This window comes from Pseudorhodobacter turbinis (assembly GCF_005234135.1).
Lineage (GTDB): Bacteria > Pseudomonadota > Alphaproteobacteria > Rhodobacterales > Rhodobacteraceae > Pseudorhodobacter > Pseudorhodobacter turbinis.
Genome location: NZ_CP039964.1, coordinates 1416302 through 1438081 on the forward strand (window position 1 = coordinate 1416302; position 21780 = coordinate 1438081).

Below are 21780 nucleotides of genomic sequence, written 5' to 3' on the forward strand. Positions count from 1 at the left end.
AAGTTAACAGCCTTTACCGTCCAGGCCGCACATCTGGCCATCCATTTCGGCCAAAGCATCAGGGAAATGCCGGGCGAGGGCGGTGTTGAGGTTTGCTTTGATCCCGTCGAATGGCATGAAGCCACGGGCGATCGGGGTAAAGCGGTTGTCTTGCGTGCCGAGCAAAACCGCAGGGAAGCCTTGAACGCCAAGCTTTTCGACAAACCGGCGGTCCTCTATCACGCCTTGCTTGGCCGCAGGGGTGTTGAACTCCTTTTTGAACGCGCCAAAATCGACGTTAAAATCTGAAGCGATGGACCGATAGCTTGCGACATCCTGAAGATCATCGCCATCAAGATAGTATTTGCGCTGAATGGCGCTGGCCAAACCAAGTTCGTCCTTGACGCCGAGCAGTTTGAACGCGGTCATCGCGCGCGCCGGTGTCGAAGAGTTGAGGATGCGTTTCGAGGTGCGGTAGCCCTTGATTTCCCTGAGATAGCGTTTCCCGAATGCCTGACCGGATGTAACGGTCACATGCTGGTGCAGCGCCACTGGATCGGGGAACCGGCTAAACATATCGACCAGAGGCAGGTTCGACGGGATCATGCCCCCGTTCACGACGCGGATGGTTACGGACGCGGCATATTCTTTTGCCAGTTGGTTGATGGCTTTTTCAAAGCCATAGCACCAGATGCAATACGCGTCCGTGACGTAGATAAGTTCAGCTTTCATGGGTCATCCCTGCCTTGAAATTGATTGGGCGCTCGGGCTATCTGGGCTGCGCCACGTCTATCTGCCGACTAATAGGTAGGTAAGCGTGCGTCTGTCAATGTGCAAACGAATTCTTAATCACAGGCCACGATGGTATCGTGCCAGGTTGTTAGACATGGATAGCAATAGCCGCTGTACGCGACAATCAGGCGGCCATGTCGGGAACGTAGTCGTTCCAAAGGTGGAAATCATCTGATCTGGAATGGCGGGGCCTTCAGTAAACGGTCGCTTTTGAGCAGCCTTCTGTGACGCAGCTTCTGGTGATTTCAATCCCGGCTTTTATCCTCACGCACTTCTATAACGACCAAATTTGTCGCCCCCGGATGTAAAAGAAGGCTCTCGTGGCAGTCGTTTGTGGGGTCAACAGGCACCTGCAACATTATCCCGTTGCTGAAATGACCGGCGGGCGCCTCTTCGATTTCCAGAATGCGTCCATCGTTCAGGTGGATCGTGATTGTATCAGTCACGACGGTTTGGGGCTGCCCATCCGTTAAAAACGAGAGTTTCATCGTGTCACCCAATCGCGTGGCTGCAAAAACACCAGGGTTATATTGAAGGCGAAAAGTGTCATTTCTTTTCGGGCAGAGCACTTCAGCGAACGGGTCCGAGGGGTAGCAACCACTCTACCGACGGTGGCGCACGATGAAAGACGCGGCCAGCAAGGCGATGCCAGCCACCGCAAAAAGAAACGTGAACGGCAGGAAAAGGCTCTCCTGAAGCACACCTTCGGCATTGATGTCGCCATAAAAAAACGTTTCCGCCATCCAGAACAAAGAAGCGATAATCAGGGTGATAATACCCGCAACGCGAAGCCGGTTTTTCATAATAACCTCTTATTCAATCTTGATTGGATTTATGGACACTAAGCCATTTGAATTTCATTATGTCAGCCATTGCCTGACATGATCAACAGGACAAGCTGTTCAGCCTGGGCATCGGTCATCACAATGGTGAAGTTTTTCGTCGTCACTGCTTCGGCGATGCGAACCGTGTTGATCAGCTCGCCCCCGATCCGGATTTCGATTTGCCCGCCCACCGACTGTTCGGTGAACCCGTTCAGAGCAGCTGCGACCGCCGGATTTAGAGATAGGTGAACCTGCGTCTGCCCTTCGGTGGCTTGATCGGTCTCGACCCTGCTAAAGTCCTCTGCGGTCACCCGTATGGGGCCCAGCCAAAGGGCCTCTGCGGCACCATCCATGACGCAAATAGGATAATCGCCGGGGTTCCGCCCCCCGCCCAGATCCAAGCAAAGGTCGTCGTAGAGAGCGGCCTGATAGCTGACCCCGCCATAAAATGATAGCGCACCGACAAGGATCACCATAACACTGCTGCCCAAAAGCTTGAGATACATTACTTTGCTCCCTTCAGGCTCTTCTCGGCATTGCCCAGAGAGCAATTTTATGATGCCACGGTCGAGGTAGCAAGGCGGCTCGGTTTTCCTCCACCTCAATCGGCTGTATTTGGCCCTGCCATGCGTTCATGCCGCTTGATGCAGATGGGTATATATAAAGACCAAGGAAAAGGCCGACGCAGTGACATGCGTCGGCCGTCGGAAAATTCCTATCAACAAGCGATCAGTGCTTGTGTTCAGGCAAATCCTTCAATTGGTCTTTTGTCATAACAGTCGTCGCATGAACTTTGCCAGCCTCGTCACGCATGAAATTCAGGTTGGAGACCGGTAGTGAGACCGGCTTTGCGCCAAGACCCAGAAATCCGCCGACGTCTACGACAGCCTGCGCTGACTGGCCGGTGCCATGGAAATGTGAAACATCGCCGATATGGCTGTCACCGGGGCCGTAGACGTTGGCACCGTCAACGGCATCAGACGTAAGTTCTTCAGGGCGCAGTGGTGTGTGCTTGGAATGATCCATTTTAAGCTCGCTTTCATCAGTGGTTGCTACTGTCAAACTAACCTCTCGGAGGAAGATCGGTTCCAATCGCCAAGCGTCGTGGGCGGGAAGTTGCTTCAAACCGCGTCTCGATCATCGGCACAAACCAAAAGGTGCGCCCAGTCAGCCGGGCTATTTGAGGGCACCGATCGCAAATAATGTCTAAACGTGATTCACTTTAACCTATGTGGATGACAACCATGCCATGAGAACATATAGTGAACGCACGGCAAAGCAAACTTTAGATCAGAAGCTGGCGATTCTCAGCGATGCGGCAAAATACGATGCGTCCTGTGCATCGTCGGGATCAACACGGCGCGACTCTCGCGATGGAAAAGGGCTCGGCTCGAACGAAGGTAGTGGCATCTGCCATGCCTATGCTCCTGACGGGCGTTGTATCAGCCTGTTGAAAATCCTGATGACAAATTTCTGCATTTACGACTGCAGTTATTGCATCAATCGCGTGTCGTCCAACGTGACGCGGGCACGCTTCAGCGTGGATGAGGTTGTAAAACTGACAATCGAATTCTATCGCCGCAATTACATCGAAGGGCTGTTTCTGTCGTCGGGCGTGATCCAGTCGCCTGATGCGACGATGTCCAATATGGTGCAGATCGCTCGCAGGCTTCGTCACGAAGAAAACTTTCGCGGTTATATTCACCTGAAAACCATTCCCGACGCGGCCCCCGAGCTGATTGCAGAGGCCGGATTGCTGGCTGACCGCCTTTCGATCAACGTCGAACTTCCGACGGATTCTGCCGTGCAACAATTTGCACCCGAGAAGAAGCCCGAACAGATCCGCAAGGCGATGGCTGACGTCCGGATGCGCAAGGACGCGGCCAGGGACACATCGTTCACCGGCAAACGTCCGCCACGGTTTGCGCCTGCCGGACAATCGACACAGATGATTATTGGTGCGGACGGGTCAAACGACGCTGCGGTTTTGGGTCAATCAACGCGGTTGTATTCAAGCTATAAACTGAAGCGGGTCTATTATTCCGCCTTTTCGCCAATACCGGACGCATCGTCGAAACTGCCCCTGATCCGCCCGCCGTTGCAGCGGGAACATCGGCTTTATCAGGCGGATTGGCTGTTGCGGTTTTACGATTTTCAGCTGGATGAAATTACGTCTGTGACGCAGGATGGCAATCTCGATCTGGAAGTGGACCCCAAACTTGCCTGGGCCTTGGTTCATCGTGAGATTTTTCCACTGGATGTGAACCGTGCGAGCCGTGAAATGCTGCTGCGGGTGCCGGGGTTCGGGGTGAAAACTGTTAACCGCATTCTGACAACGCGGCGACACCGGACCCTGCGATACGAAGACTTATTGCGCATGGGCGCGTCGATGAAGAAAGCACGGGCCTTTGTCACGGCGGTCGGATGGTCCCCGCGTGGCTTGACCGACAGCGCGGATCTGCGTGCGCGCTTTACCCCGCCACCGGAGCAATTGGTTCTGTTCTGATGCACCGTGCGAATATACCGTCCATAGGTGCCGCCAAAGCGTGGCGGGACCAGGCGCGTGCCTTTCTTGCTGCCGATGTGCCACCGGACCAGATTATGTGGGGGGATCACACGTCTGAACCCGATCTTTTCGGCAGTGAAACTACACTGCGATCGGGGCGCGCGTCCTCGGTTCCGCGCGGTTTTGTCACGATGGCGCAAACCGTTGTCTGGCACAGCGACCCTGAACGATTTGCGCGGCTTTACGGGTTCTTGTGGCGCTTAAAAGACAAGCCGCATTTGATGATGGACCGCGGCGATGCGGATCTGTCCCGATTACGTCAAATGGAGAAAAATGTGCGGCGGTGCCGGCACAAGATGAAGGCGTTCGTCCGCTTCCGCGAAATCGGCGCACCCGATGCCGGGCGACGCAGCTTTGCCGCGTGGTTTGAGCCGACCCACCACACAGTCGAGCCGACAGCAGATTTTTTCGTGCGGCGTTTCGGCGATATGGATTGGCGCATCATTACGCCCGATATTTCCGCGGTTTTCGAAGACGGGGCCCTGTCGTTTCAGAAAGGCCACGCCAAGCCCGACCTGCCCGAAGACGCGGCTGAACAGCTCTGGATCACCTATTTTCAAAACATTTTCAATCCCGCACGCTTGATGGTGAAAGCAATGCAATCGGAGATGCCAAAGAAATATTGGAAGAACATGCCGGAAGCGGCTTCAATCCCCGATATGATCGCAAACGCCCCTGCCCGTGCGCGTGCAATGGCCGAAGCCGCTCCATCCCTCCCCCCTGCCCGCATGGCGTGGCAATTGATTTCAAGAACTTGAGACGTGTCATGTAGATCTCCCTATCTATTTGGTAGCCTCTTTTTTCGAACCCGCCGTAGAGGCTAAATAAACAGGTGTTTTGATACTCTTAGTCTTAAGGTGTCTTCGCTCATGTGAAATCAATCTCTGTGCCGGTGCGAATTTCCGATGATTCATGCGTTGAAATTTTTGAAATTTCGTCTTTTTGCAGAGACGCTTGGACTGCCCCGCGTGCTTCTATGCGACGGCAATATGCAGAAATGTTGGTGAAGCTTTCGAAGGGCGTCAAACCATCAGATGGGCTTATATCCAGGTACCAACGCACCATGACATAGAAATAGATATCGCAAAGCGAATACCCGGTACCAACGACAAAAGACTGTCGAGACAGCCGTTGGTCCATTTCTGCGAAATAGGCAGAAATGGACCTACAGCTCGCGAGAGAAGTGGACCCGGCATCTGTGTCTTGGGTTGAATATCGCTCAGGCGTAAACAGCGGCATGAACCTCGCATGAAGATTTTCGACCATATCAATCAAGGCCGCATAACATTTTGCGCGTTCCACCCAAATTACAGGAAGCAGGCCACCTTCTGGATGCCTGTCGGCCAAGGCGAGGAGTATGGCTGGCGACGGCGCGATATGCACCACAGGCCCATCGTTGTGGCCCACCGCCAGTGTTGGAATTTGCCCCCGTCGGTTAAGACCGAGATACCAATCTGGTGGTGAAGGCGATAACTCCACCTCCTCCACCTCATAGGGCAGCCCCAGCTCTTCAAGAGCGATCCGTGGAATCAATCCGGTTGACTCAGTGGTGAAGGTCTTTGTCGTGTAATAAAGTTTGTACGGTTTCGTCATCTTAAGTCGCGGGGAACGACTGAGGAGTGGAAGGCTTCATGTTCATACTTTCATCTCTGTTCTTGTGGAGAGTCTAGTGTTGTAATTTCTAAATGAAAGCGATATTTGGTAACGTATAGCGTTAGGAAATATGGATATGTGCCGGTACCGATCTTTACAGGGGGCAAGAGATTGTGAAAATTCAGAACCTAAAGACGCTTGTAGCCGTATCTGAAAACCGAAGCTTCGTAGAGGCCGGCGAGGTCATAGGACTCAGCCATTCGGCAGTAAGTTTGCACATCAAAGCCTTGGAAGACGAGCTTGGAGTACTCTTGTTTGATCGAAAATCCCGACCGCCCACGATTACAGGAAAAGGTGTTGAACTGGTTCTTCATGCGCGTAAACTCCTGACGATATTGGACGAAATTTCGGGATTGAGCTCGCAAGAGAACTTGATGGGGTCGCTGACTGTCGGGGTCATACACTCGGCCTTGATCAACCTCGTGCCACCGGCCCTCGCATCGTTACGCCATGTGCACCCAAAGCTGTCGATTTCGCTGACCAAAGGCGGATCTAAGGACTTGACGGATCGCGTGCGGCGGCAGGAATTGGACGTGGCCATCGTCGCAGAGCCGGACAATCTCATTGATGACCTTGAATACCACCCGGTTTGTGTTGAACCCATGTTCCTGCTGATGCCAAGTTTCGTGCTCGGCAGAGATGTCCGGACCATCCTGTCGACACATCCCTATATTTGGTATGACCGCACAAGTTGGACCGGATCCCAAATTCAGCGCTACCTGCAAAGCCAGAAGATTTCGGTTCAGGACGGCGTGGAAATCGACTCCCTTGAGGCCGTCGAGCAACTTGTCCGACATGGGCTTGGCGTCTCGATCGCACCTAAGTCAACATGCGGCATTGACGATTTCTGCGACGAAATCAGAGTTGTTCCGTTGGATAACCCACAGCCGGTTCGCAACATCGTGATGATTAGCCGCAAACATAACCCACGTGAAAAACTGGCCCAGGGGCTATTGATCGAATTGCAGAAGCCAAAGCCGGAACAACTGACAGGCAATATGATCCCGCTTTCTGAATGCGGCCTGAAATTGCAACGACCTTCGCCAAATTGAGCGGGCTGTGTCTTGATGTCTCTCTGCGTATCTTGTGTCTCACTCTCTTGCGTCGGATTGTTGGTTGGGGCGCGGGTTTTAAGGTTGTATTAGCATGAGTATTTATCAATGATTTCGCGTCTTATCTAATATTTGGCCCCTGTCGGCGGATATTACAAAGCCAACGCGGGCATTCGGGAGCTTCCTGCACTTTCTCTAACAATCATCTTGATAATACTTCGCTTTACCATTGATCGCGATATTATATCCTCGCGCCAGATAAAGACGCCCAACAAGGATGCCCGAAATGGACTATTTCAACCTCGGAACTCATACACGCAAGGTCACGACAAACTCCGAGGAGGCACAAAAATGGTGCGATCGCGGGATGCTTTGGTGCTTTGGCTACAACCACGCAGAATCCATTGCATGTTATAAGAAGCCATAAGTACTCGGCACAGAGTAATCATTGGTTCTATAGCGCACCAGAGATTGAGAACTCACCCGGCCCGTTGCCTTATGGCAGGCTTGGTAAGGCGTTGCGGGAAGGGGCGACATTGCGGCCAGATCCCGTTCCAGACGTTCCCCAATTGTCTCTCGGTGGCCATGTAAGATTGCCGACTGGCGCGCGCGACATTGCTCTTCAAGCCAGGCGTTAAAACCTTCCAGATCCGGGAACTCCGGTAGCGGCACCATCAGGTTGCGTCTCGACCACCCCACCAGACCTTCGACGTTCCCTTTATCATTCCCCTTGCCCGGGCGGCCGTAACGGTCATCGAAGAGATAATGAGATAGCATCTCGGTGAACATCTGTGTGCGCCGACGCCGTCCGCCGGCTTCGATCTTCGCAACAAGGCAGCTGTCATTGTCATATACCACCGAGAGCGGTACGCGCCCGAAGAAATCAAAGGCGTGAACGTGGCCGTCCATCCAAGCCTCTGTTGTCGCCGCATGATAAGCACGCACATAGCATGCATCGCTGTAGGGAAGATCAAAGGCAAAGAAGTGGATCTTCTGTTCTACGCCACCGAGAATGACAACGGCCTCACCGAAATCGGCCGGTAATCGCCCCCTTTTTAACGGGGTGCATCTGTAGAACTTACGCGGCCATTTTCAGTTTCATAGCGGGTGTGATGCCGCCGATGCCCATGTTCGGGCGGTCGTTGTTATATGTCCAGAGCCATTGTGTGGCCTGATCCTGAGCCTCCTCGATGCTTTCGATGATGTATTGATCCAGCCATTCATGCCGAACCGTCCGGTTGTAGCGCTCGACATAGGCGTTCTGCTGGGGCTGTCCGGGTTGGATGTGCTGGATCGTAACACTATGTTTCTCAGCCCATTTTCTCAGTGTTTCGCTGATATATTCCGGCCCATTGTCGACCCTGATCGTGCCCGGTTTTCCGCGCCATTCGATAATGCGATCAAGGCTGCGGATGACCCGTTCGGCAGGGAGCGAGAAATCAACCTCGATCCCCAGCCCTTCGCGGTTGAAGTCGTCCAACACATTCAAAAGCCGAAAAGCCCTGCCGTCGCCGAGGCGATCCGCCATGAAGTCCATGGACCAGGTCACATTCGGTCTGTTCGGGACCGCCAGAACGTCAGGCTTCTCCCGTTTCAGCCGCTTGCGCGGCTTGATGCGCAGGTTCAGTTCCAGCTCACAGTAGATCCGGTAGACCCGCTTGTGGTTCCACGGATGCCCCTTCACGTTGCGCAAATGCAGGAAACACAGGCCAAATCCCCAAGTCTTGCGCGCATCCGTCAGCCCTGTCAGCAGATCGGCGATCACCTCGTTCTCGTCTTTCAGCTTCGGGCTGTAACGATAGCAGGTCTCGCTGACCTCGAAGGCCCGGCACGCCAGCGCGATGCTGACGCCCCGTCGCTCTACCGCCGTTTCGGCCATCTCGCGGCGCTGAGATGGCCCCGTTACTTTTTTCCGAGGGCTTCCTTCAATAAGTCCGCCTGCATGCTCAGATCTGCATACATCCGCTTCAGCCTGCGGTTCTCTTCCTCCATGGCTTTCATCTGGCTGACCATGGATGCATCCATGCCACCATACTTCGCACGCCATTTGTAAAACGACGCATTGCTCATGCCATGTTCACGGCAAAGCTCGGCCACCGGCACACCACCTTCGGCTTGGCGCAGGATCGCAAGGATCTGGGGTTCGCTATATCTGGTCATTTTCATTCAAAATCTCCTCGTTCATCTTGCCGAGAAAATTCTACTTCCGCAGCCCCTTACTTTCGGGGGGGATTACCGGCCTGCCCGTGACCCGGCGGATGTGCGAGTGGTATAAACATCTCCCGCGACTTTTGACGATGCCCCCGAACATAGTCCTTCACGGTCGTATAACCGCCAGTGAACCCTTCTTCGTCCCGGAGCCGTTCGAAGATCCGCTTCACCGTGTGACGTTGCTTCTTCGGGCCGCTCTGATCATCCTGTAGCCATTGGTCTATTGTATCGGTAAATGCTTCGAGCGTCGGCCGCCGAACCTTCTGGCTCCGGCGATAACCAGGTGGAACCGAATACGCACACATCTTATCGACCGTTCCACGCGCCAATCCAAAATCCCGGGCAATTGAACGCTTGCTACGTCCCTCATCAAAATGCGCACGGCAGCACACCCTTCAGAGGAGTTTTCGATGCAACTTTTTGCAATCCTATCCGCCCTGTTGCTTAGTGGGTGCGCGTCGCTTATCGCAAATTTCGAGGATGACCGCGTCGGTTCCCGGCCTTCAGTCTTTCCTACCGGATATCCAGACGACGAGATTAGATTCAACTCTTCGTTTCAAGGGGCAGTCAGGGGCTACCCGATCGCCGACCCTACCGGTCTTCGTAATGGGCAGAAATCGCTTGAAGTCATTGGAAACTCGTCTGTTTCTTTCCTCTCGGAACCTATTTCAGAATCTCAACAAGCTAGCCGTCACTCGGTTTCATTTTTATTCACTGACCATACGGCACGCGGGAAATCTATTTCATTCTCTCAAGGAAACGGCACAAGAGTGCATTTTCGGTTGGAGGGAACTCAACGTCAAGGCCGCGATGAAGGCGAAGCGGGTTTTAGCGTCGCTCTTCAAAGCCTCGGCGCCAGCTGATAGTAGGCCCGCACGTTGTCCAGCCACGAGCGATTGAGCATATCAAAGTACTCGAGCGGCGGCGCTTCGCGTAGCAGCTTCTCAGTCACGTCCATCACCACATGACTGCCGTCCTCGGCCAGATGAAGCAGCCGATCATATGGCACGACCATCTGCTGCGCAGAAATAGCCGCTCCGGTATCGATCACCAGATGCGCCAGGGTTCCGGTCTTAGGTTCGAATACGATATCGATCAGGGTACCGACTTCGCCCTTCTGCCCGAAAACGGGCAAGCCCAGCCAGTCCCCTAGACGCGCAAATCCGTCCACTTTCAGATTTCCGAGCCCCTCCGGATCGCCTTGCGCTTCATGCCGGTCAAAAGCTGTAAAACCAGCAGAGCCCCCGCCTATTGGACCAAACATGATCGGCGGCATCGGCGCCATCGCCGTGCGCCCCAAGACCTTAGGGTCAGACCATTCCGGTGCGGCCTTGATGGCGTCGGGACTGATTTCGACTGGCCATTCGCGGTTGCCTTTGTCAGGTTCGCCCATCAAACGCGTTGAAACAACCACCTCGAGATTATCGAACCACCCGCCGACGTCGATAGCAACAAATCGCAAAATACCCTGCCCGGGATCAAAGAAAAGTTCCTTGAGGGGAAAACGCGCGCCCTTGGCGGAAGCATTATAACGCAGCATGTCGGTCATTGCGAATAGTGCCGGAGACACCGAGGCGTCTGCGGAATTGTTTGCGGTTTTCGATGTGAATGCAGTCATTTTCCGATTTCCTTCTTGATTTGAGGACAAGCGAGCCGTGTGAAGATAGGGGGGTAGCCCAAGATGTCTTTGGTCAAAGCGGGCGCGAAGGACGTGCTGACGCCAATGGCGAACAACAACCGGTCAAATGTAAATCCGGAGACAACGCCACTGGTTCGGCAGCAGGATGAGGGGAGTCTCGTCCGGCGGTCAAAATTACGCTCCGTCCCTACGGATCGCTCACCAGATGAAACGCTACGGTGAAAAAGCAGTATGCTAACGTAGTGCCAATCGTTTGTGTTCATGCGGCATTGAAACAGCTGTAGTTGGTCAAGCCGCCTGTGGATCTTCCATCTGGGCAAGCATGTACGTAGGCTCGCCCATTTTCTCGAGCATACTTATCTGACGGGTCAGCCAATCAACGTGACCTTCTTCTTCGATCGCTATGTCCTCAAACAGACGCGCTGTGCCGATGTCATTGTCCTTTGCCGCGTCTTGGGCTGCCTGTGTGTAGAACTGCACCGCGCCGCGTTCCTCGCCAAGATCGGCGCGAAACAGCGCGTCGAGACCTTTTGCCTGCGTCGGTGCCTTAGCAGCTTCTACCTTGGGTAATCCCTCAAGATAGAGAATCCGGTCAATAAAACGGCCAGCATGGCCAAGTTCCTCGCCCATTTCTTCGCGCATCCTATTGGCCAACCGGTCAAGCCCCCAGTCGTCCAAAACATGGGTGTGCAGCAGATACTGCTGTATCGCTGTCAGTTCCATCGACAGCGCGGTTTGAAGGTTCTCGATGCTTTTACTCGTATCGCTGTTGGTCATGAGTTTTAGTCCTTCCTCAAAAATTTTCTAGGGTGGCTGATCAAAAATTAGCTAAAACGAGCCATCGCCTTCCCAACGGCAACGCCCAGATCATGCAAGGCAGAATTCACGCTATCCATGGCCTCAGATGATGCGCCTTCTTGCATTTTGCAGACATCATCATATTGCTTCTGGGTTTTTGCGAATTTTTCCTTCAGATCTTCGACATCGCGCAAATAAGCTGGCTTTGCCTCTTCAGAAGCACCTGCAGCTTTGGCTTCAAGGTTTGCAACTTGCGTCTTCCATTCAGCGAATTGGCTATCAAATTTCTCAAATTGAACATCTGAAGTATTCATGTGCTTGTCTCCTTGGCCTGTCCGTGTTGCCGCTCACCGGCGCCTCCTACTCATAGGAATTTCTTAATAATAACGCGCTGATCAAGCCCCGCACTAATGTCGATCATGTCTGACAAAATTCAGTTTGAGTGTCCCCTTCAGGGGGCATATCGCCTGCTGCGCCATCGCTGGTCGAGCGTGTCAGTCGCTTTGCAGTCGTTTCGAAGAACCCCGGACAGGCAATCAAAACTCGTGATGGAAAGCCTGATCGACAGCCTTTCTCCCCTGCCAGCTGAAGCATGTCGCAGCATCACCTTTGACCGTGGCACAGAGTTCAGTGCCTGGCAGCATTTGAAAGATGGTCTGGGCGTTGAACCGTGGTTCTGCGATCCTCAGTCGCCGTGGCAAAAGGGCACGGTCGAGAACATCAACAATCGCCTGCGCCTATACCTCCCCCGCAAGGCCGACCCCACGGCGTTCACAAATCGATATTTAAGGTCGATTTGCGACCGCCTAACGCAACACCGCGAAAGTGTCTGGGGTATCAAACACCGGCCGAAGTCTTCCGCGCAAAATTGATGGAAGGAGAGCCGTGATTCAGATAAACTGAACAAACAGAAATTGCGCTTCGGCCTGAGTTCACATGATCCAGCGACTGGTCAGCATTTGTTGGAACAGAGTTTTGTCGAGACCGCGCCGGGATCTGTAATCCACGTCCTCGGGTGATGCACCGACATGGCGCAATTTTGCGGTGTGCATGCGGCTCTCAAAGCGTTTGGTCTCTCGGCTATCTGCCCTATAACGACGAATACTTCAGAGCCGCTACCATCGGCTGAGCTGTTTTTCAGGCCGGAGGCGCGCCGTAAGGGGCACCGCTTCGCGGCGGCGATTGGCTTTATCCTAGCAGATACAGCATCAGATAAAGTGTTACCCCGCCTGACAGGATCGCAGCCAGCACATTACGGGTCACAATGCCTGCGATAAGCGTCGCTGCCGCCGCCAACATACGCGGCGCATCAAACGCACCGCCCATTGCCGGAGGCCAGGCCACCATCGGAGCCACGAGCGCAGGCAGCACCGCAACAGCCGTATAGCGCAAGTGCCGCAGCACCCACGGCGCCATTGCGCGATCCCCCACAATCCCTAAAAAAACAAAGCGCAGGGCAAAGCTGCCCACGGCAAGGCAGACCAGCACGATCCAGATATCCAGTGCGGCGACATCCCTCATGCCAGCGCCGCCTTGCGTGACATCAAAAATTCGACCTGTGCGCCGACAATCATACCCAGCGCCCCCGCAATTAACAAACCAAGGCTATAGGGAGCAGACGTCAGCATCAGCGAGGCGGCTATGGCCACAAAAGCCGCAGCAACATGCGCAATGCTGCGCAACATTGGCGCGACCATCGCCAGAAATGTGATCGGCACCGCAAAATCGAGCGCGAATCCAGCTGGGATTGCGCTTCCGGTGATCGCGCCGACCATAGTAAAAGCCAGCCAAAGCGGAATGATGGACGAACTCACGCCGAAATAATACGCCAGCTTTTGCGCAATGCTCCATTGGGGGTGTTTCTCATATGCCAGAATCGCGCTCGCATAGACCTGATCGACCATCAGATAAGCCACCAGCGCCCGCATACTTATAGGGGCCTTCCCCAGATGCGGCGTCAGCGACGCCGAATACATCGCCATACGCAAATTTACAGCCAGCGATGTTGCAATCACTATCACGGTCGGCGCGTGCTCAGAGAGGAGTTGCACGGCGGTGAATTGCGACGCGCCTGCCACAACAAAAAACGAATAGGAAAACGTCTCTAGCAGGGTAAACCCGGCTTCTGTCGCGACGACTCCGAAGAGTATCGAGAAGGGTGCAATCACAAGGATAAAGGGTGCGCCAGCGCGCAGACCCTGCCAGTAGGTGGACTTGGTAGATTCTGGTGGCATCAGCGCCTGCCCTCGGGAAAGGAACTATTGCCCCACCCATTAACGGCTGAGCCAAGGAGTTGCAATTCCAGCCCTTACGAAATGGACTATATCGTCGCTGCGCTATGCGGGAATTTGGACGGGGTGTTTTGAGAGCACCTTCTCGATGCTCTTCCGATTGATGAATTGTTGCTGCATTTTGATGATCGCTTGGGACGCCCCTCGAGAGATTTGCACATCGTCGTTGGCGTGCTTCTCTTGCAGCAACTGCATGATCTGAGCGACGCGGCCACGGTTGAAGCTTTGACCTTCAACAGGGCTTGGCATCACGCGCTTGATGTGCGCGTGGAGGCGGATTGTTATTTCTGTGAGTAGACCCTACGGAATTATCGGCGTCTTTTCATAGCCGAAGGGTTCAACGGAGTTCTGTTTCGCCGTATGACAGATCGCCTTGTGCGTGCCTTTCCGTCGATACCAGTCACCAACGTATGGATTCGACAGCGCTGCGCTCAGCCATGCGTAGCTTGACGCGGCGCTCGGCGGGACTTTAGCGTATGAACGCGAATTCAAGGCAAGAAGTGCAGGTGTCAGAACGCATATGCTCGTCGCTGTCGGCGCTGCTCTTTTTGTCATTGGACCATTACAAGCCGGGATGCCCCTTTCCGATATGTCCCGCGTCTTGCAAGGGATCGTTCAGGGGATCGGCTTTTTGGGTGCTGGTGCGATTATTGTTCGCACAGCGCAACAAAAGGTGCAGGGCCTGACAACCGCAGCGGGCATCTGGGCGACCGCAGGCATTGGCGTTGTCGCAGGTCTGGGGTTGGAATCCACTGCCGTCCTATCGACATTTATCGTGCTGATGATCCTGGCCGTGGTTCCGCTGCTCGTTCCCTCGCCCAAACATCATCCCGACGATCAAAACGATCTGGAAGCCTGATTAAAGCTACATGTCCTGTATAGGGCGGTTGCAAATTAGGCCACGGTAGCGCCGGCATTGTGTTGGTGCGGGCGGCTTAAAAGTCGTCCACTTTTGCTCTCACTGATTTAGCAGGGAGGGCCGGAGGATTTTCACCGTGGAAGTTTATTTAGCCGTGCGCCGTGCGCATTTTGATGAGGGACGTAGCAAGCGTTCAATTGCCCGGGATTTTGGATTGGCGCGTGGAACGGTCGATAAGATGTGTGCGTATTCGGTTCCACCTGGTTATCGCCGGAGCCAGAAGGTTCGGCGGCCGACGCTCGAAGCATTTACCGATACAATAGACCAATGGCTACAGGATGATCAGAGCGGCCCGAAGAAGCAACGTCACACGGTGAAGCGGATCTTCGAACGGCTCCGGGACGAAGAAGGGTTCACTGGCGGTTATACGACCGTGAAGGACTATGTTCGGGGGCATCGTCAAAAGTCGCGGGAGATGTTTATACCACTCGCACATCCGCCGGGTCACGGGCAGGCCGATTTCGGTGAGGCCGTTGTCATTCTCGGTGGCGTAGAACAGAAGATCCACTTCTTTGCCTTTGATCTTCCCTACAGCGATGCATGCTATGTGCGTGCTTATCATGCGGCGACAACAGAGGCTTGGATGGACGGCCACGTTCACGCCTTTGATTTCTTCGGGCGCGTACCGCTCTCGGTGGTATATGACAATGACAGCTGCCTTGTTGCGAAGATCGAAGCCGGCGGACGGCGTCGGCGCACACAGATGTTCACCGAGATGCTATCTCATTATCTCTTCGATGACCGTTACGGCCGCCCGGGCAAGGGGAATGATAAAGGGAACGTCGAAGGTCTGGTGGGGTGGTCGAGACGCAACCTGATGGTGCCGCTACCGGAGTTCCCGGATCTGGAAGGTTTTAACGCCTGGCTTGAAGAGCAATGTCGCGCGCGCCAGTCGGCAATCTTACATGGCCACCGAGAGACAATTGGGGAACGTCTGGAACGGGATCTGGCCGCAATGTCGCCCCTTCCCGCAACGCCTTACCAAGCCTGCCATAAGGCAACGGGCCGGGTGAGTTCTCAATCTCTGGTGCGCTATAGAACCAATGATTACTCTGTGCCGAGTACTTATGGCTTACGGGACGTGACGATCCGTGCATTTGTAGATGTGGTTGAGATCGGTTGTGGGGGTACGCCCAATGAGCCAACGGCAGCGAGATGATATGGTCCTTCTCGCCCACATCCGTGAGCAGCATCGGCTTAGCCTGCAAAGCTACGGGCGACCGCGGATGACTGAAGAACTGCAGGAGCTGGGGCTGAAGGTCGGTCACGGGCGTGTGGGTCGTTTGATGCGCGAGAACGGCATCAAGGTCATCAGGACCCAGAAATACAAGGCCACAACAGATAGCGACCACACGTTCAACATCGCGCCGAATCTGTTGGATCAGGACTTCACTGCGGATGGTCCGAACCAGAAATGGGCCGGTGATATAAGCTACATCTGGACCAGCGAAGGCTGGCTATATCTGGCTGTCATCCTCGACCTCTACTCTCGCCGCGTCATCGGTTGGGCAGTCAGCAACCGCATGAAGCGGGACCTGGCAATCCGGGCGTTGGACATGGCTGTGGCGCTACGGCAACCGCCCGAAGGCTGTATTCACCATACGGATCGCGGGTCGCAATACTGTTCCAACGAGTATCAGCGCCGCCTGTCAAAGCACGACTTCAAGGTCTCGATGAGCGGCAAAGGCAATTGTTACGACAATTCGATGGTGGAGACATTCTTCAAATCCATCAAGGCAGAGCTGATCTGGCGCAATCGTTGGGACACACGCCGTCAGGCAGAAGGCGCGATATTCCAGTATATCAATGATGGGGTGGATGCCCCACCCGGCGGCATCGCAATGTGCCAGAATGATAGCAGCTTAAACTGTCATACAAAGGAAGAGCATCCATGGAGAATGTTAGCATAGTAGGAATTGATTTAGCAAAACGGAGCTTCCAGCTGCACGGGGCTGCCGCTGATGGTTCTGTCGTGTTCCGCAAGAAATTGTCGCGCCCTCAGCTTACCGCGTTCCTGAGTGAGCTTCCAAAGTGCGTTGTTGCGATGGAGGCTTGCGCTACATCCCATTATTGGGGGCGTGAGATTGGCAAGCTTGGCCACGAGGCGCGCCTTATTCCACCTGTTTACGTTAAGCCGTTTGTGAAGCGTCAAAAGAACGACGCAAATGACGCAGAAGCGATCGCTGAGGCGGCATCGCGCCCGACGATGCGCTACGTCTCGGTCAAAAGCGCAGAACAACAGTCGCAGGGCATGGTCTTTCGAACACGCGATTTATTTGTCCGCCAACGCTCCCAGTTGGTAAACGCTTTGCGGGGTCATTTAGCAGAATACGGTGTCGTCGTCGCTCAAGGGATGGTTCAGTTTAGACGAATAATAGCCAGCTTTGATGAAGTCGCGGTTGACCTGCCCGCGCAAATTCTAAGCCTTTGCCAAGCATACATTGATCAGATCGCTCTTTTTGACGAAAGGATTGTGGTGCTGGATCACGAGATCAAAGGCCGAGCAAAAACAGATGAAGCAACATCACGGCTTATGACGATCCCCGGAGTTGGGCCTATGTGTGCTACGACCATTCAGGCCTTCGCGCCACCAATGGAAGAATTTTCTAATGGGCGTGAGTTTGCAGCTTGGTGCGGGCTTGTACCAAGGCAGAAGTCGACCGGTGGGCGACAAATCCTGGGTAGAACCTCAAAAATGGGGCAGCGCGATATAAGGCGATTGCTGATCACAGGCGCAATGGCCGTCATCCGTTGGGCCATCCGGAAAGGTCCACCACCTGGATCATGGCTTGCCAAGATGCTGGCGCGCAAGCCTCGTATGCTGGTGGCGACTGCCCTGGCAAACAAGCTTGCCCGTACCGTTTGGGCGTTAACAACCACAAAAGAGAACTATCGAATTCCACCGCTGGCTACATAAGCTTTGCACCATGCGTTGGAGTAAACCGGCAATGTGAGAAGGGCGAAGGAGAGTAAGGAACAACGGTCATAAGACGGGGTTGGGAAAACCAGATAGAAGCCAGGAGCCTTGTGCTCGCATCAACGATTTGGACCCGATCCACGGACACCATACAGGCCAGCGGCGTGTGAAAGCCGCATTCAAAGGCCGGACACACGACTGCACTGATCACTTGTTCCAAGCAATCTGAAAAACTTCTTGCATTGAAAGGGGCATCCACACATGGCTTCTATAATCCACGCCGACGTCACTCATCGCTCGGCGGGAAAAGCCCCTTGGCATTCGAACGAAAGGCCGCATAAATGAGTTGAGAGGCCGGAACGTAACCGTGACAAGACCAAATCGAGCCCGACCGTGATAATCTCCGACATGACCGCTCCCCTTTGTGGATCCTAAGTGACCCACCTTGGCACACAGATGCCGTCAGGGGGCGGTTACATCATCAGCGCCGTGGGGAATAAGAAAAAGACCAATGGTCGTTCTGTTTGCCATCGCATTTCCCATAGGGGTGGGTTAAGGACGACAACTAGTAAAATTGCCGCGAGATACTGGGATGAATTTAGTGTTGTATGGTGTGTCTGTCCTAATCGCAGGTCTTTTGACCTTGGCTCAGTTTCTTGGAATTGGGTTCGACGTAGTCGGGCTCTTAATCTTAGTTCTTTTGTTGCATTTGCCCTCGCTTATTCCTGTAAGCGTAGCTCGTCGTTTTTCGGGCATTAAATTGGGGCGTTATCCGGAAGTGGTATTCCCGGTCTTCATCTTATTGGGGTGGGTGGCCGTCGCGGGCCTTCATGGATCGATACGATATGCGCTGATAGCTGGAGTTACTTTCGCTCTCTCGGTCGGCGTGCAACTCGGTGTCGTTAGAGCAATTGACATGGTGGCAAAAGGGACAAACTTTGTCGGGAGTCATAACCCGAATTTTGAGGCTACTAGCTTGTTAGCAGGCTTAAAGAGAATGTGTTTTGGCACAAGGGCGGGGACAGCGCTTTTATCCCTTGTGGTGTTTTGGACGTTTTTGGCGCAGGGACAGGACTCTTTTTGGTGGCTCCCGCCAGCCGTTCTGGCACCTGTGCTCTCGTTTCTTGCGGCTGCCGCAATGTGCTTCAATCTCAAAACTGTGGCGGAACACGCTGCAAGCACCGCTGCAAAAGGCATTGCTACCTCAGTCGTAGGCAATCCACCCAAATGCGTGATCTATTACTCGTCCTCGAAGTCCGCGCGTCACGTTCAGTTGAAGCCTACAGTGAAAGAATTTACGGATGCAGGCATTCCGGCCGCGCTACTAAGTCGAGAGCCGCACTCGGTGGCAGCATGCAAGGCGGCTAAACCCGACTACTTATGGCGCGCGTCGACCATCGATACGCTGGACGCATTCGCACAGCCTTCACTAAAGGCAGCAATATACATAAATGACGCCGCTAAAAATACGCATTTCATTCGGTTCAATACAATGGCGCATATCTTGCTCACCAAAAGAGGGCCGGTCTCCAAACTGAAACGACTGACACACAATATGGCAGTCTATGATGCAATCATTGCTCCAAACATCGCGACAGCTGACTTGTGGTGTCGAACATCAGAACCCGAGGTTGCATCGCGCGTGGTTGTTGTTGATCGCAACACGGCGACACTCCCCAAAGCAAAAAGAAACATCGAACCATTTTCCAGCCTTTCGTTGTCGTTGAAACCAAATTTCTTGGCGATGCAAGATACCTATGAGGGTGTAAAAGTGATCCGCGCATTGCTTTCCTGGATCGCATCCGACCAATCCCGACACTTGTCAGTCTCAATTCGTGGCGCAGATAAGGACGTTAGCGTTCGAGCCTTTCAGCAAGTCTTAGAAAACGCGGCCGAGGCTTCACAACGAGTCACTATTTTAGAAAACGCGGATACTTTAGCGCACACAGAGAGCGACATATTAATTGCCACGGGGGCCGATGATCTGTGGAACTTTGCTCAATCAGAGAAACCAGTGCTCATGATTGGATCTCAAGGCATGACCGATGGGATTGGACCTCTTTGGGGCAGCAATGAGGAAGTTACTAAAAGTTTGAATGCGGCCAGTAAGGGCGCTTATATCCTTGCCCCAACCGCATTTAGACGCCGCCGATATAACTCGCTTGAGTCGGTGATAGATGGCGTGCTGAAGGCCAAGCATCCTGAGGGTCTGCAATCATGACTGATATATTTTCTGCGCTAATCTTCATACTATTGGTCGAACTCGCTTGTGTCGCCATTCACAAGCGGGGGGTACGGGCGACTCGGGTATCTGACGTCCAAGGCACCGACCATACTTTGCTTCCGATTTCTAAGATTCTCGTTCTTGCGGTGGGCGGAGGAACAGCCTGTTTAGTGATCGTCGCGGCATCTTTGGATCAGGGGTTTTGGTCACTTATCGCCACATTACTAGTATATCTGTTAATTCGCATTAGTATTGCGCTTCAGGACGTGAGCTATGCCCGCAAAACTAAGAGTTTGCGATTGCTGGAAGCACTTTCTGCTCCGGAAACAGCAACGGCTAGGTTCGCATTCTTTTTTTCTGGCCCGCATATGCTGGACCCTTACCACGTGACAATGTGGCTTGAGCCACTCACTTCGCTCGGACACAAGTTTGTAGTTGTTGTGGCGGAACAGAAGCACCTGGCGAACATTCCTCCTTCTGAGGCATACCATCGTATTTCTTTCGCCGGTCTATCAATTAATCAGAGAGTGCTTCCTTTGTCGTGCCGCGCCGTGTTTTATGCAAATAACTCAATGACTAACATTGATGTGATCCGGAGAAACCCTTCCCTCGAGCACATACAATTGTTGCATGGTGATAGTGACAAACCGCCAAGCTTCAACCCAGTTGCCAAGGCGTATAGCCGACTTTTTGTGGCTGGAAAGATGGCCATCGACCGGTATGCTCGAAATGGAGTTCAAGTATCAGATGATCTATTCGTGGTTGTCGGGCGCCCGCAACTAAAACCCTTTGAAACTACGAAAAAAGATGCAACGACAGTGGTTTACATGACGACATGGGCGGGTAACTTTGAGGACACCAACTTTTCATCCTTTACCCAGGCCATCGACATACTAAGAGCGGCTTCTGAGTGTGATGGTGTTGATGAAGTTATATTTAAACCGCATCCTGTATCCTATAAAGATTCTAACTGGGAAACAGTTCGTCAGCGTTTCTCGGAATTGGCAAAGAACTCCAAAATCCAAATTAGATGGGCTGAACATGATGAGAGTCCCTTTGAACTCTATGCTAAAGCGGATGTACTAATTTCGGACATATCTTCAACGATCATTGACTATCTTTATGCAGGTAAACCCTACATAGTTACGAATCCACAAGGTTTCTCGAACGAGGAACTGAAGAAGTATCCATCTGTTGCCGGAGGATATCTTTGTGAACAAGATGTTGGCAATGTCGGCAAGCTTTTGAGGCTGGCCTTAAGCGAAGACCCGGTTGCCGAAACGCGAGAAGAAGTGCGCCAATATGCCTTCGGTGATCTAAACCGTCCGATAGGCGCAGCCTTTCGCGAGGCATGTTGGGAAATCATTGGCAAGCCGGTAGAATAGCGCGTCGCAGCGGCGCAATCGCAAAGGCCATTCCATACGAAGAGAAAGATCAAATTTCAGGTGGTATTGGGATTGAAGCCGGTGTGTTTACGCCAAAGCTCTATTTTTCCAATGATCGGACCCTCTACAAGTGGCAAACTTATGCGGGGCGATTTGACGAGAAAACAATCGACAGCCATCTCTCGGCGATCCGGTATTGCGAGGCAATCTGTGAGGGAAAGCGGTTTGAGGATTTTATAATTGAGGACGCCGCACGGGTTCGCGATGATCTAAAACGGCGGGTGCGCAAGGATGAAGATGACAACCTATCTACCTCGACGGTAAAACACCGCGCGTCGCATCTCATCTCGTTTTTCGAGTGGTGTTTGAAGCAGGATGACTTCTCGCGTCTTGCCAAGGATTTGCCGACATATTTTCAGTTGCCTAAGGCTGCCTTTGCATCGGCTGCGGCTCGCGTGATGCCCACCTTCCCGACCATAGATGATGAATGCTGTAGCGTAGCACGAGAGCTGTCCCTCTGAATACGCCAT

The 21780-nt window shown here is 53.4% G+C and carries 20 protein-coding genes and 7 pseudogenes; 13 read left to right on the plus strand and 14 right to left on the minus strand.

Translation table 11 applies throughout. The annotated features are described in order from the left end of the window. Positions 1 to 3 precede the first annotated feature (3 nt). From EOK75_RS06805 to EOK75_RS06825, 5 genes are all read right to left on the minus strand, one after another. Positions 4 to 711, minus strand: coding sequence for a DsbA family protein (locus EOK75_RS06805; RefSeq protein WP_137193159.1), 708 nt, complete (start codon positions 709 to 711; stop codon positions 4 to 6). A 305-nt stretch (positions 712 to 1016) separates the two neighbouring features. Further along, positions 1017 to 1259 carry a hypothetical protein gene (locus EOK75_RS06810; RefSeq protein WP_137193160.1) on the minus strand — a complete coding sequence of 81 codons (243 nt, stop codon included), beginning with the start codon at positions 1257 to 1259 and terminating at the stop codon, positions 1017 to 1019. Between the two features lie 114 nt (positions 1260 to 1373). Further along, positions 1374 to 1574 (minus strand): DUF3955 domain-containing protein, encoded by a 201-nt coding sequence (locus EOK75_RS06815; protein ID WP_137193161.1) that lies wholly within the window; start codon positions 1572 to 1574, stop codon positions 1374 to 1376. A 62-nt stretch (positions 1575 to 1636) separates the two neighbouring features. Then, positions 1637 to 2101, minus strand: coding sequence for a SecDF P1 head subdomain-containing protein (locus tag EOK75_RS06820; RefSeq protein WP_137193162.1), 465 nt, complete (start codon positions 2099 to 2101; stop codon positions 1637 to 1639). Positions 2102 to 2324: 223 nt separating this feature from the next. Continuing rightward, positions 2325 to 2657, minus strand: coding sequence for a PRC-barrel domain containing protein (locus EOK75_RS06825; protein ID WP_240793938.1), 333 nt, complete (start codon positions 2655 to 2657; stop codon positions 2325 to 2327). A 187-nt stretch (positions 2658 to 2844) separates the two neighbouring features. Between EOK75_RS06825 and EOK75_RS06830 the strand changes: the two genes are divergently transcribed. Both EOK75_RS06830 and EOK75_RS06835 read left to right on the plus strand, forming a co-directional pair. Beyond that, complete coding sequence (locus tag EOK75_RS06830; RefSeq protein WP_137193163.1) at positions 2845 to 4101, plus strand: putative DNA modification/repair radical SAM protein; 1257 nt, start codon at positions 2845 to 2847, stop codon at positions 4099 to 4101. After that, a pseudogene (locus tag EOK75_RS06835) lies at positions 4101 to 4895 on the plus strand (TIGR03915 family putative DNA repair protein); the annotation flags it as partial. The gene EOK75_RS06830 and the pseudogene EOK75_RS06835, both read left to right, overlap by 1 nt. Before the next feature lie 133 nt (positions 4896 to 5028). Here EOK75_RS06835 and EOK75_RS06840 read toward each other — a convergent pair. Beyond that, positions 5029 to 5754 carry a glutathione S-transferase family protein gene (locus tag EOK75_RS06840; protein WP_137193164.1) on the minus strand — a complete coding sequence of 242 codons (726 nt, stop codon included), beginning with the start codon at positions 5752 to 5754 and terminating at the stop codon, positions 5029 to 5031. Between the two features lie 173 nt (positions 5755 to 5927). On the opposite strand from EOK75_RS06840, the gene EOK75_RS06845 reads away from it, so the two are divergent. Then, positions 5928 to 6866 carry a LysR family transcriptional regulator gene (locus EOK75_RS06845; RefSeq protein WP_137193165.1) on the plus strand — a complete coding sequence of 313 codons (939 nt, stop codon included), beginning with the start codon at positions 5928 to 5930 and terminating at the stop codon, positions 6864 to 6866. A 420-nt stretch (positions 6867 to 7286) separates the two neighbouring features. Here the strand turns inward: EOK75_RS06845 and istA (EOK75_RS06850) are convergent. Together istA (EOK75_RS06850) and EOK75_RS06855 are read right to left on the minus strand one after the other, a co-directional pair. After that, positions 7287 to 7916, minus strand: a pseudogene (gene istA, locus EOK75_RS06850) (IS21 family transposase); the annotation flags it as partial. A gap of 28 nt (positions 7917 to 7944) precedes the next feature. Further along, positions 7945 to 9032 (minus strand): IS3 family transposase gene (locus EOK75_RS06855; protein ID WP_137192138.1). Its coding sequence is split into 2 segments (ribosomal slippage): positions 7945 to 8771 and positions 8771 to 9032, totalling 1089 coding nucleotides; the frame shifts between segments, so codons are not numbered across the junction. A gap of 455 nt (positions 9033 to 9487) precedes the next feature. On the opposite strand from EOK75_RS06855, the gene EOK75_RS06860 reads away from it, so the two are divergent. Further along, positions 9488 to 9940 (plus strand): hypothetical protein, encoded by a 453-nt coding sequence (locus EOK75_RS06860; protein WP_137193166.1) that lies wholly within the window; start codon positions 9488 to 9490, stop codon positions 9938 to 9940. Here EOK75_RS06860 and EOK75_RS06865 read toward each other — a convergent pair. The 3 genes from EOK75_RS06865 to EOK75_RS06875 all read right to left on the minus strand — a co-directional run bounded on the left by EOK75_RS06865 (position 9919) and on the right by EOK75_RS06875 (position 11828). After that, positions 9919 to 10695, minus strand: coding sequence for a PRC-barrel domain-containing protein (locus tag EOK75_RS06865; RefSeq protein ID WP_137193167.1), 777 nt, complete (start codon positions 10693 to 10695; stop codon positions 9919 to 9921). The genes EOK75_RS06860 and EOK75_RS06865 overlap by 22 nt on opposite strands. A gap of 309 nt (positions 10696 to 11004) precedes the next feature. Continuing rightward, on the minus strand, positions 11005 to 11493 hold the full coding sequence (locus EOK75_RS06870) for a bacterioferritin (RefSeq protein WP_137193168.1): 489 nt from the start codon (positions 11491 to 11493) through the stop codon (positions 11005 to 11007). A gap of 47 nt (positions 11494 to 11540) precedes the next feature. Then, positions 11541 to 11828, minus strand: coding sequence for a sll1863 family stress response protein (locus EOK75_RS06875; RefSeq protein WP_137193169.1), 288 nt, complete (start codon positions 11826 to 11828; stop codon positions 11541 to 11543). 164 nt (positions 11829 to 11992) lie between these two features. On the opposite strand from EOK75_RS06875, the pseudogene EOK75_RS06880 reads away from it, so the two are divergent. Then, positions 11993 to 12403 (plus strand): annotated as a pseudogene (locus EOK75_RS06880) (IS30 family transposase); the annotation flags it as partial. A gap of 43 nt (positions 12404 to 12446) precedes the next feature. Here the strand turns inward: EOK75_RS06880 and EOK75_RS06885 are convergent. The 3 genes from EOK75_RS06885 to EOK75_RS06895 all read right to left on the minus strand — a co-directional run bounded on the left by EOK75_RS06885 (position 12447) and on the right by EOK75_RS06895 (position 13748). Continuing rightward, positions 12447 to 12566 carry an ATP-binding protein gene (locus EOK75_RS06885; RefSeq protein WP_240793939.1) on the minus strand — a complete coding sequence of 40 codons (120 nt, stop codon included), beginning with the start codon at positions 12564 to 12566 and terminating at the stop codon, positions 12447 to 12449. A 136-nt stretch (positions 12567 to 12702) separates the two neighbouring features. Then, a complete protein-coding gene (locus tag EOK75_RS06890; RefSeq protein WP_137193170.1) occupies positions 12703 to 13035 on the minus strand; it encodes an AzlD domain-containing protein in 333 nt (110 codons plus the stop codon). Further along, a complete protein-coding gene (locus EOK75_RS06895) occupies positions 13032 to 13748 on the minus strand; it encodes an AzlC family ABC transporter permease (RefSeq protein ID WP_137193171.1) in 717 nt (238 codons plus the stop codon). Before EOK75_RS06895 ends, EOK75_RS06890 begins: the two co-directional genes overlap by 4 nt. 150 nt (positions 13749 to 13898) lie before the next feature. On the opposite strand from EOK75_RS06895, the pseudogene EOK75_RS06900 reads away from it, so the two are divergent. The 8 genes and pseudogenes from EOK75_RS06900 to EOK75_RS06935 form a co-directional block, all read left to right on the plus strand. Then, positions 13899 to 14102, plus strand: a pseudogene (locus EOK75_RS06900) (transposase); the annotation flags it as partial. 166 nt (positions 14103 to 14268) lie between these two features. After that, positions 14269 to 14664 (plus strand): annotated as a pseudogene (locus tag EOK75_RS06905) (MgtC/SapB family protein); the annotation flags it as partial. Between the two features lie 136 nt (positions 14665 to 14800). Continuing rightward, positions 14801 to 15847 (plus strand): annotated as a pseudogene (gene istA, locus EOK75_RS06910) (IS21 family transposase); the annotation flags it as partial. Positions 15848 to 15854: 7 nt separating this feature from the next. Continuing rightward, a pseudogene (locus EOK75_RS06915) lies at positions 15855 to 16532 on the plus strand (IS3 family transposase); the annotation flags it as partial. Between the two features lie 83 nt (positions 16533 to 16615). Beyond that, on the plus strand, positions 16616 to 17641 hold the full coding sequence (locus EOK75_RS06920; protein WP_137192924.1) for an IS110 family RNA-guided transposase: 1026 nt from the start codon (positions 16616 to 16618) through the stop codon (positions 17639 to 17641). 592 nt (positions 17642 to 18233) lie between these two features. Continuing rightward, entirely contained in the window at positions 18234 to 19862 is a 1629-nt protein-coding gene (locus EOK75_RS06925) for a hypothetical protein (protein WP_137193173.1), read from the plus strand. Continuing rightward, on the plus strand, positions 19859 to 21250 hold the full coding sequence (locus EOK75_RS06930; RefSeq protein WP_137193174.1) for a CDP-glycerol glycerophosphotransferase family protein: 1392 nt from the start codon (positions 19859 to 19861) through the stop codon (positions 21248 to 21250). The genes EOK75_RS06925 and EOK75_RS06930 overlap by 4 nt, the downstream gene beginning before the upstream one ends. Continuing rightward, complete coding sequence (locus EOK75_RS06935; protein ID WP_137193175.1) at positions 21217 to 21771, plus strand: hypothetical protein; 555 nt, start codon at positions 21217 to 21219, stop codon at positions 21769 to 21771. Before EOK75_RS06930 ends, EOK75_RS06935 begins: the two co-directional genes overlap by 34 nt. Positions 21772 to 21780 lie beyond the last annotated feature (9 nt).

Coding starts and splice junctions, on each gene's coding strand:
- EOK75_RS06805 (WP_137193159.1), bottom strand. CDS start 711: ATGAAAGCTGAACTTATCTACGTCACGGACGCGTATTGCATCTGGTGC.
- EOK75_RS06810 (WP_137193160.1), bottom strand. CDS start 1,259: ATGAAACTCTCGTTTTTAACGGATGGGCAGCCCCAAACCGTCGTGACT.
- EOK75_RS06815 (WP_137193161.1), bottom strand. CDS start 1,574: ATGAAAAACCGGCTTCGCGTTGCGGGTATTATCACCCTGATTATCGCT.
- EOK75_RS06820 (WP_137193162.1), bottom strand. CDS start 2,101: ATGTATCTCAAGCTTTTGGGCAGCAGTGTTATGGTGATCCTTGTCGGT.
- EOK75_RS06830 (WP_137193163.1), top strand. CDS start 2,845: ATGAGAACATATAGTGAACGCACGGCAAAGCAAACTTTAGATCAGAAG.
- EOK75_RS06840 (WP_137193164.1), bottom strand. CDS start 5,754: ATGACGAAACCGTACAAACTTTATTACACGACAAAGACCTTCACCACT.
- EOK75_RS06860 (WP_137193166.1), top strand. CDS start 9,488: ATGCAACTTTTTGCAATCCTATCCGCCCTGTTGCTTAGTGGGTGCGCG.
- EOK75_RS06865 (WP_137193167.1), bottom strand. CDS start 10,695: ATGACTGCATTCACATCGAAAACCGCAAACAATTCCGCAGACGCCTCG.
- EOK75_RS06870 (WP_137193168.1), bottom strand. CDS start 11,493: ATGACCAACAGCGATACGAGTAAAAGCATCGAGAACCTTCAAACCGCG.
- EOK75_RS06875 (WP_137193169.1), bottom strand. CDS start 11,828: ATGAATACTTCAGATGTTCAATTTGAGAAATTTGATAGCCAATTCGCT.
- EOK75_RS06885 (WP_240793939.1), bottom strand. CDS start 12,566: ATGCACACCGCAAAATTGCGCCATGTCGGTGCATCACCCGAGGACGTG.
- EOK75_RS06890 (WP_137193170.1), bottom strand. CDS start 13,035: ATGAGGGATGTCGCCGCACTGGATATCTGGATCGTGCTGGTCTGCCTT.
- EOK75_RS06895 (WP_137193171.1), bottom strand. CDS start 13,748: ATGCCACCAGAATCTACCAAGTCCACCTACTGGCAGGGTCTGCGCGCT.
- EOK75_RS06920 (WP_137192924.1), top strand. CDS start 16,616: ATGGAGAATGTTAGCATAGTAGGAATTGATTTAGCAAAACGGAGCTTC.
- EOK75_RS06925 (WP_137193173.1), top strand. CDS start 18,234: ATGAATTTAGTGTTGTATGGTGTGTCTGTCCTAATCGCAGGTCTTTTG.
- EOK75_RS06930 (WP_137193174.1), top strand. CDS start 19,859: ATGACTGATATATTTTCTGCGCTAATCTTCATACTATTGGTCGAACTC.
- EOK75_RS06935 (WP_137193175.1), top strand. CDS start 21,217: ATGTTGGGAAATCATTGGCAAGCCGGTAGAATAGCGCGTCGCAGCGGC.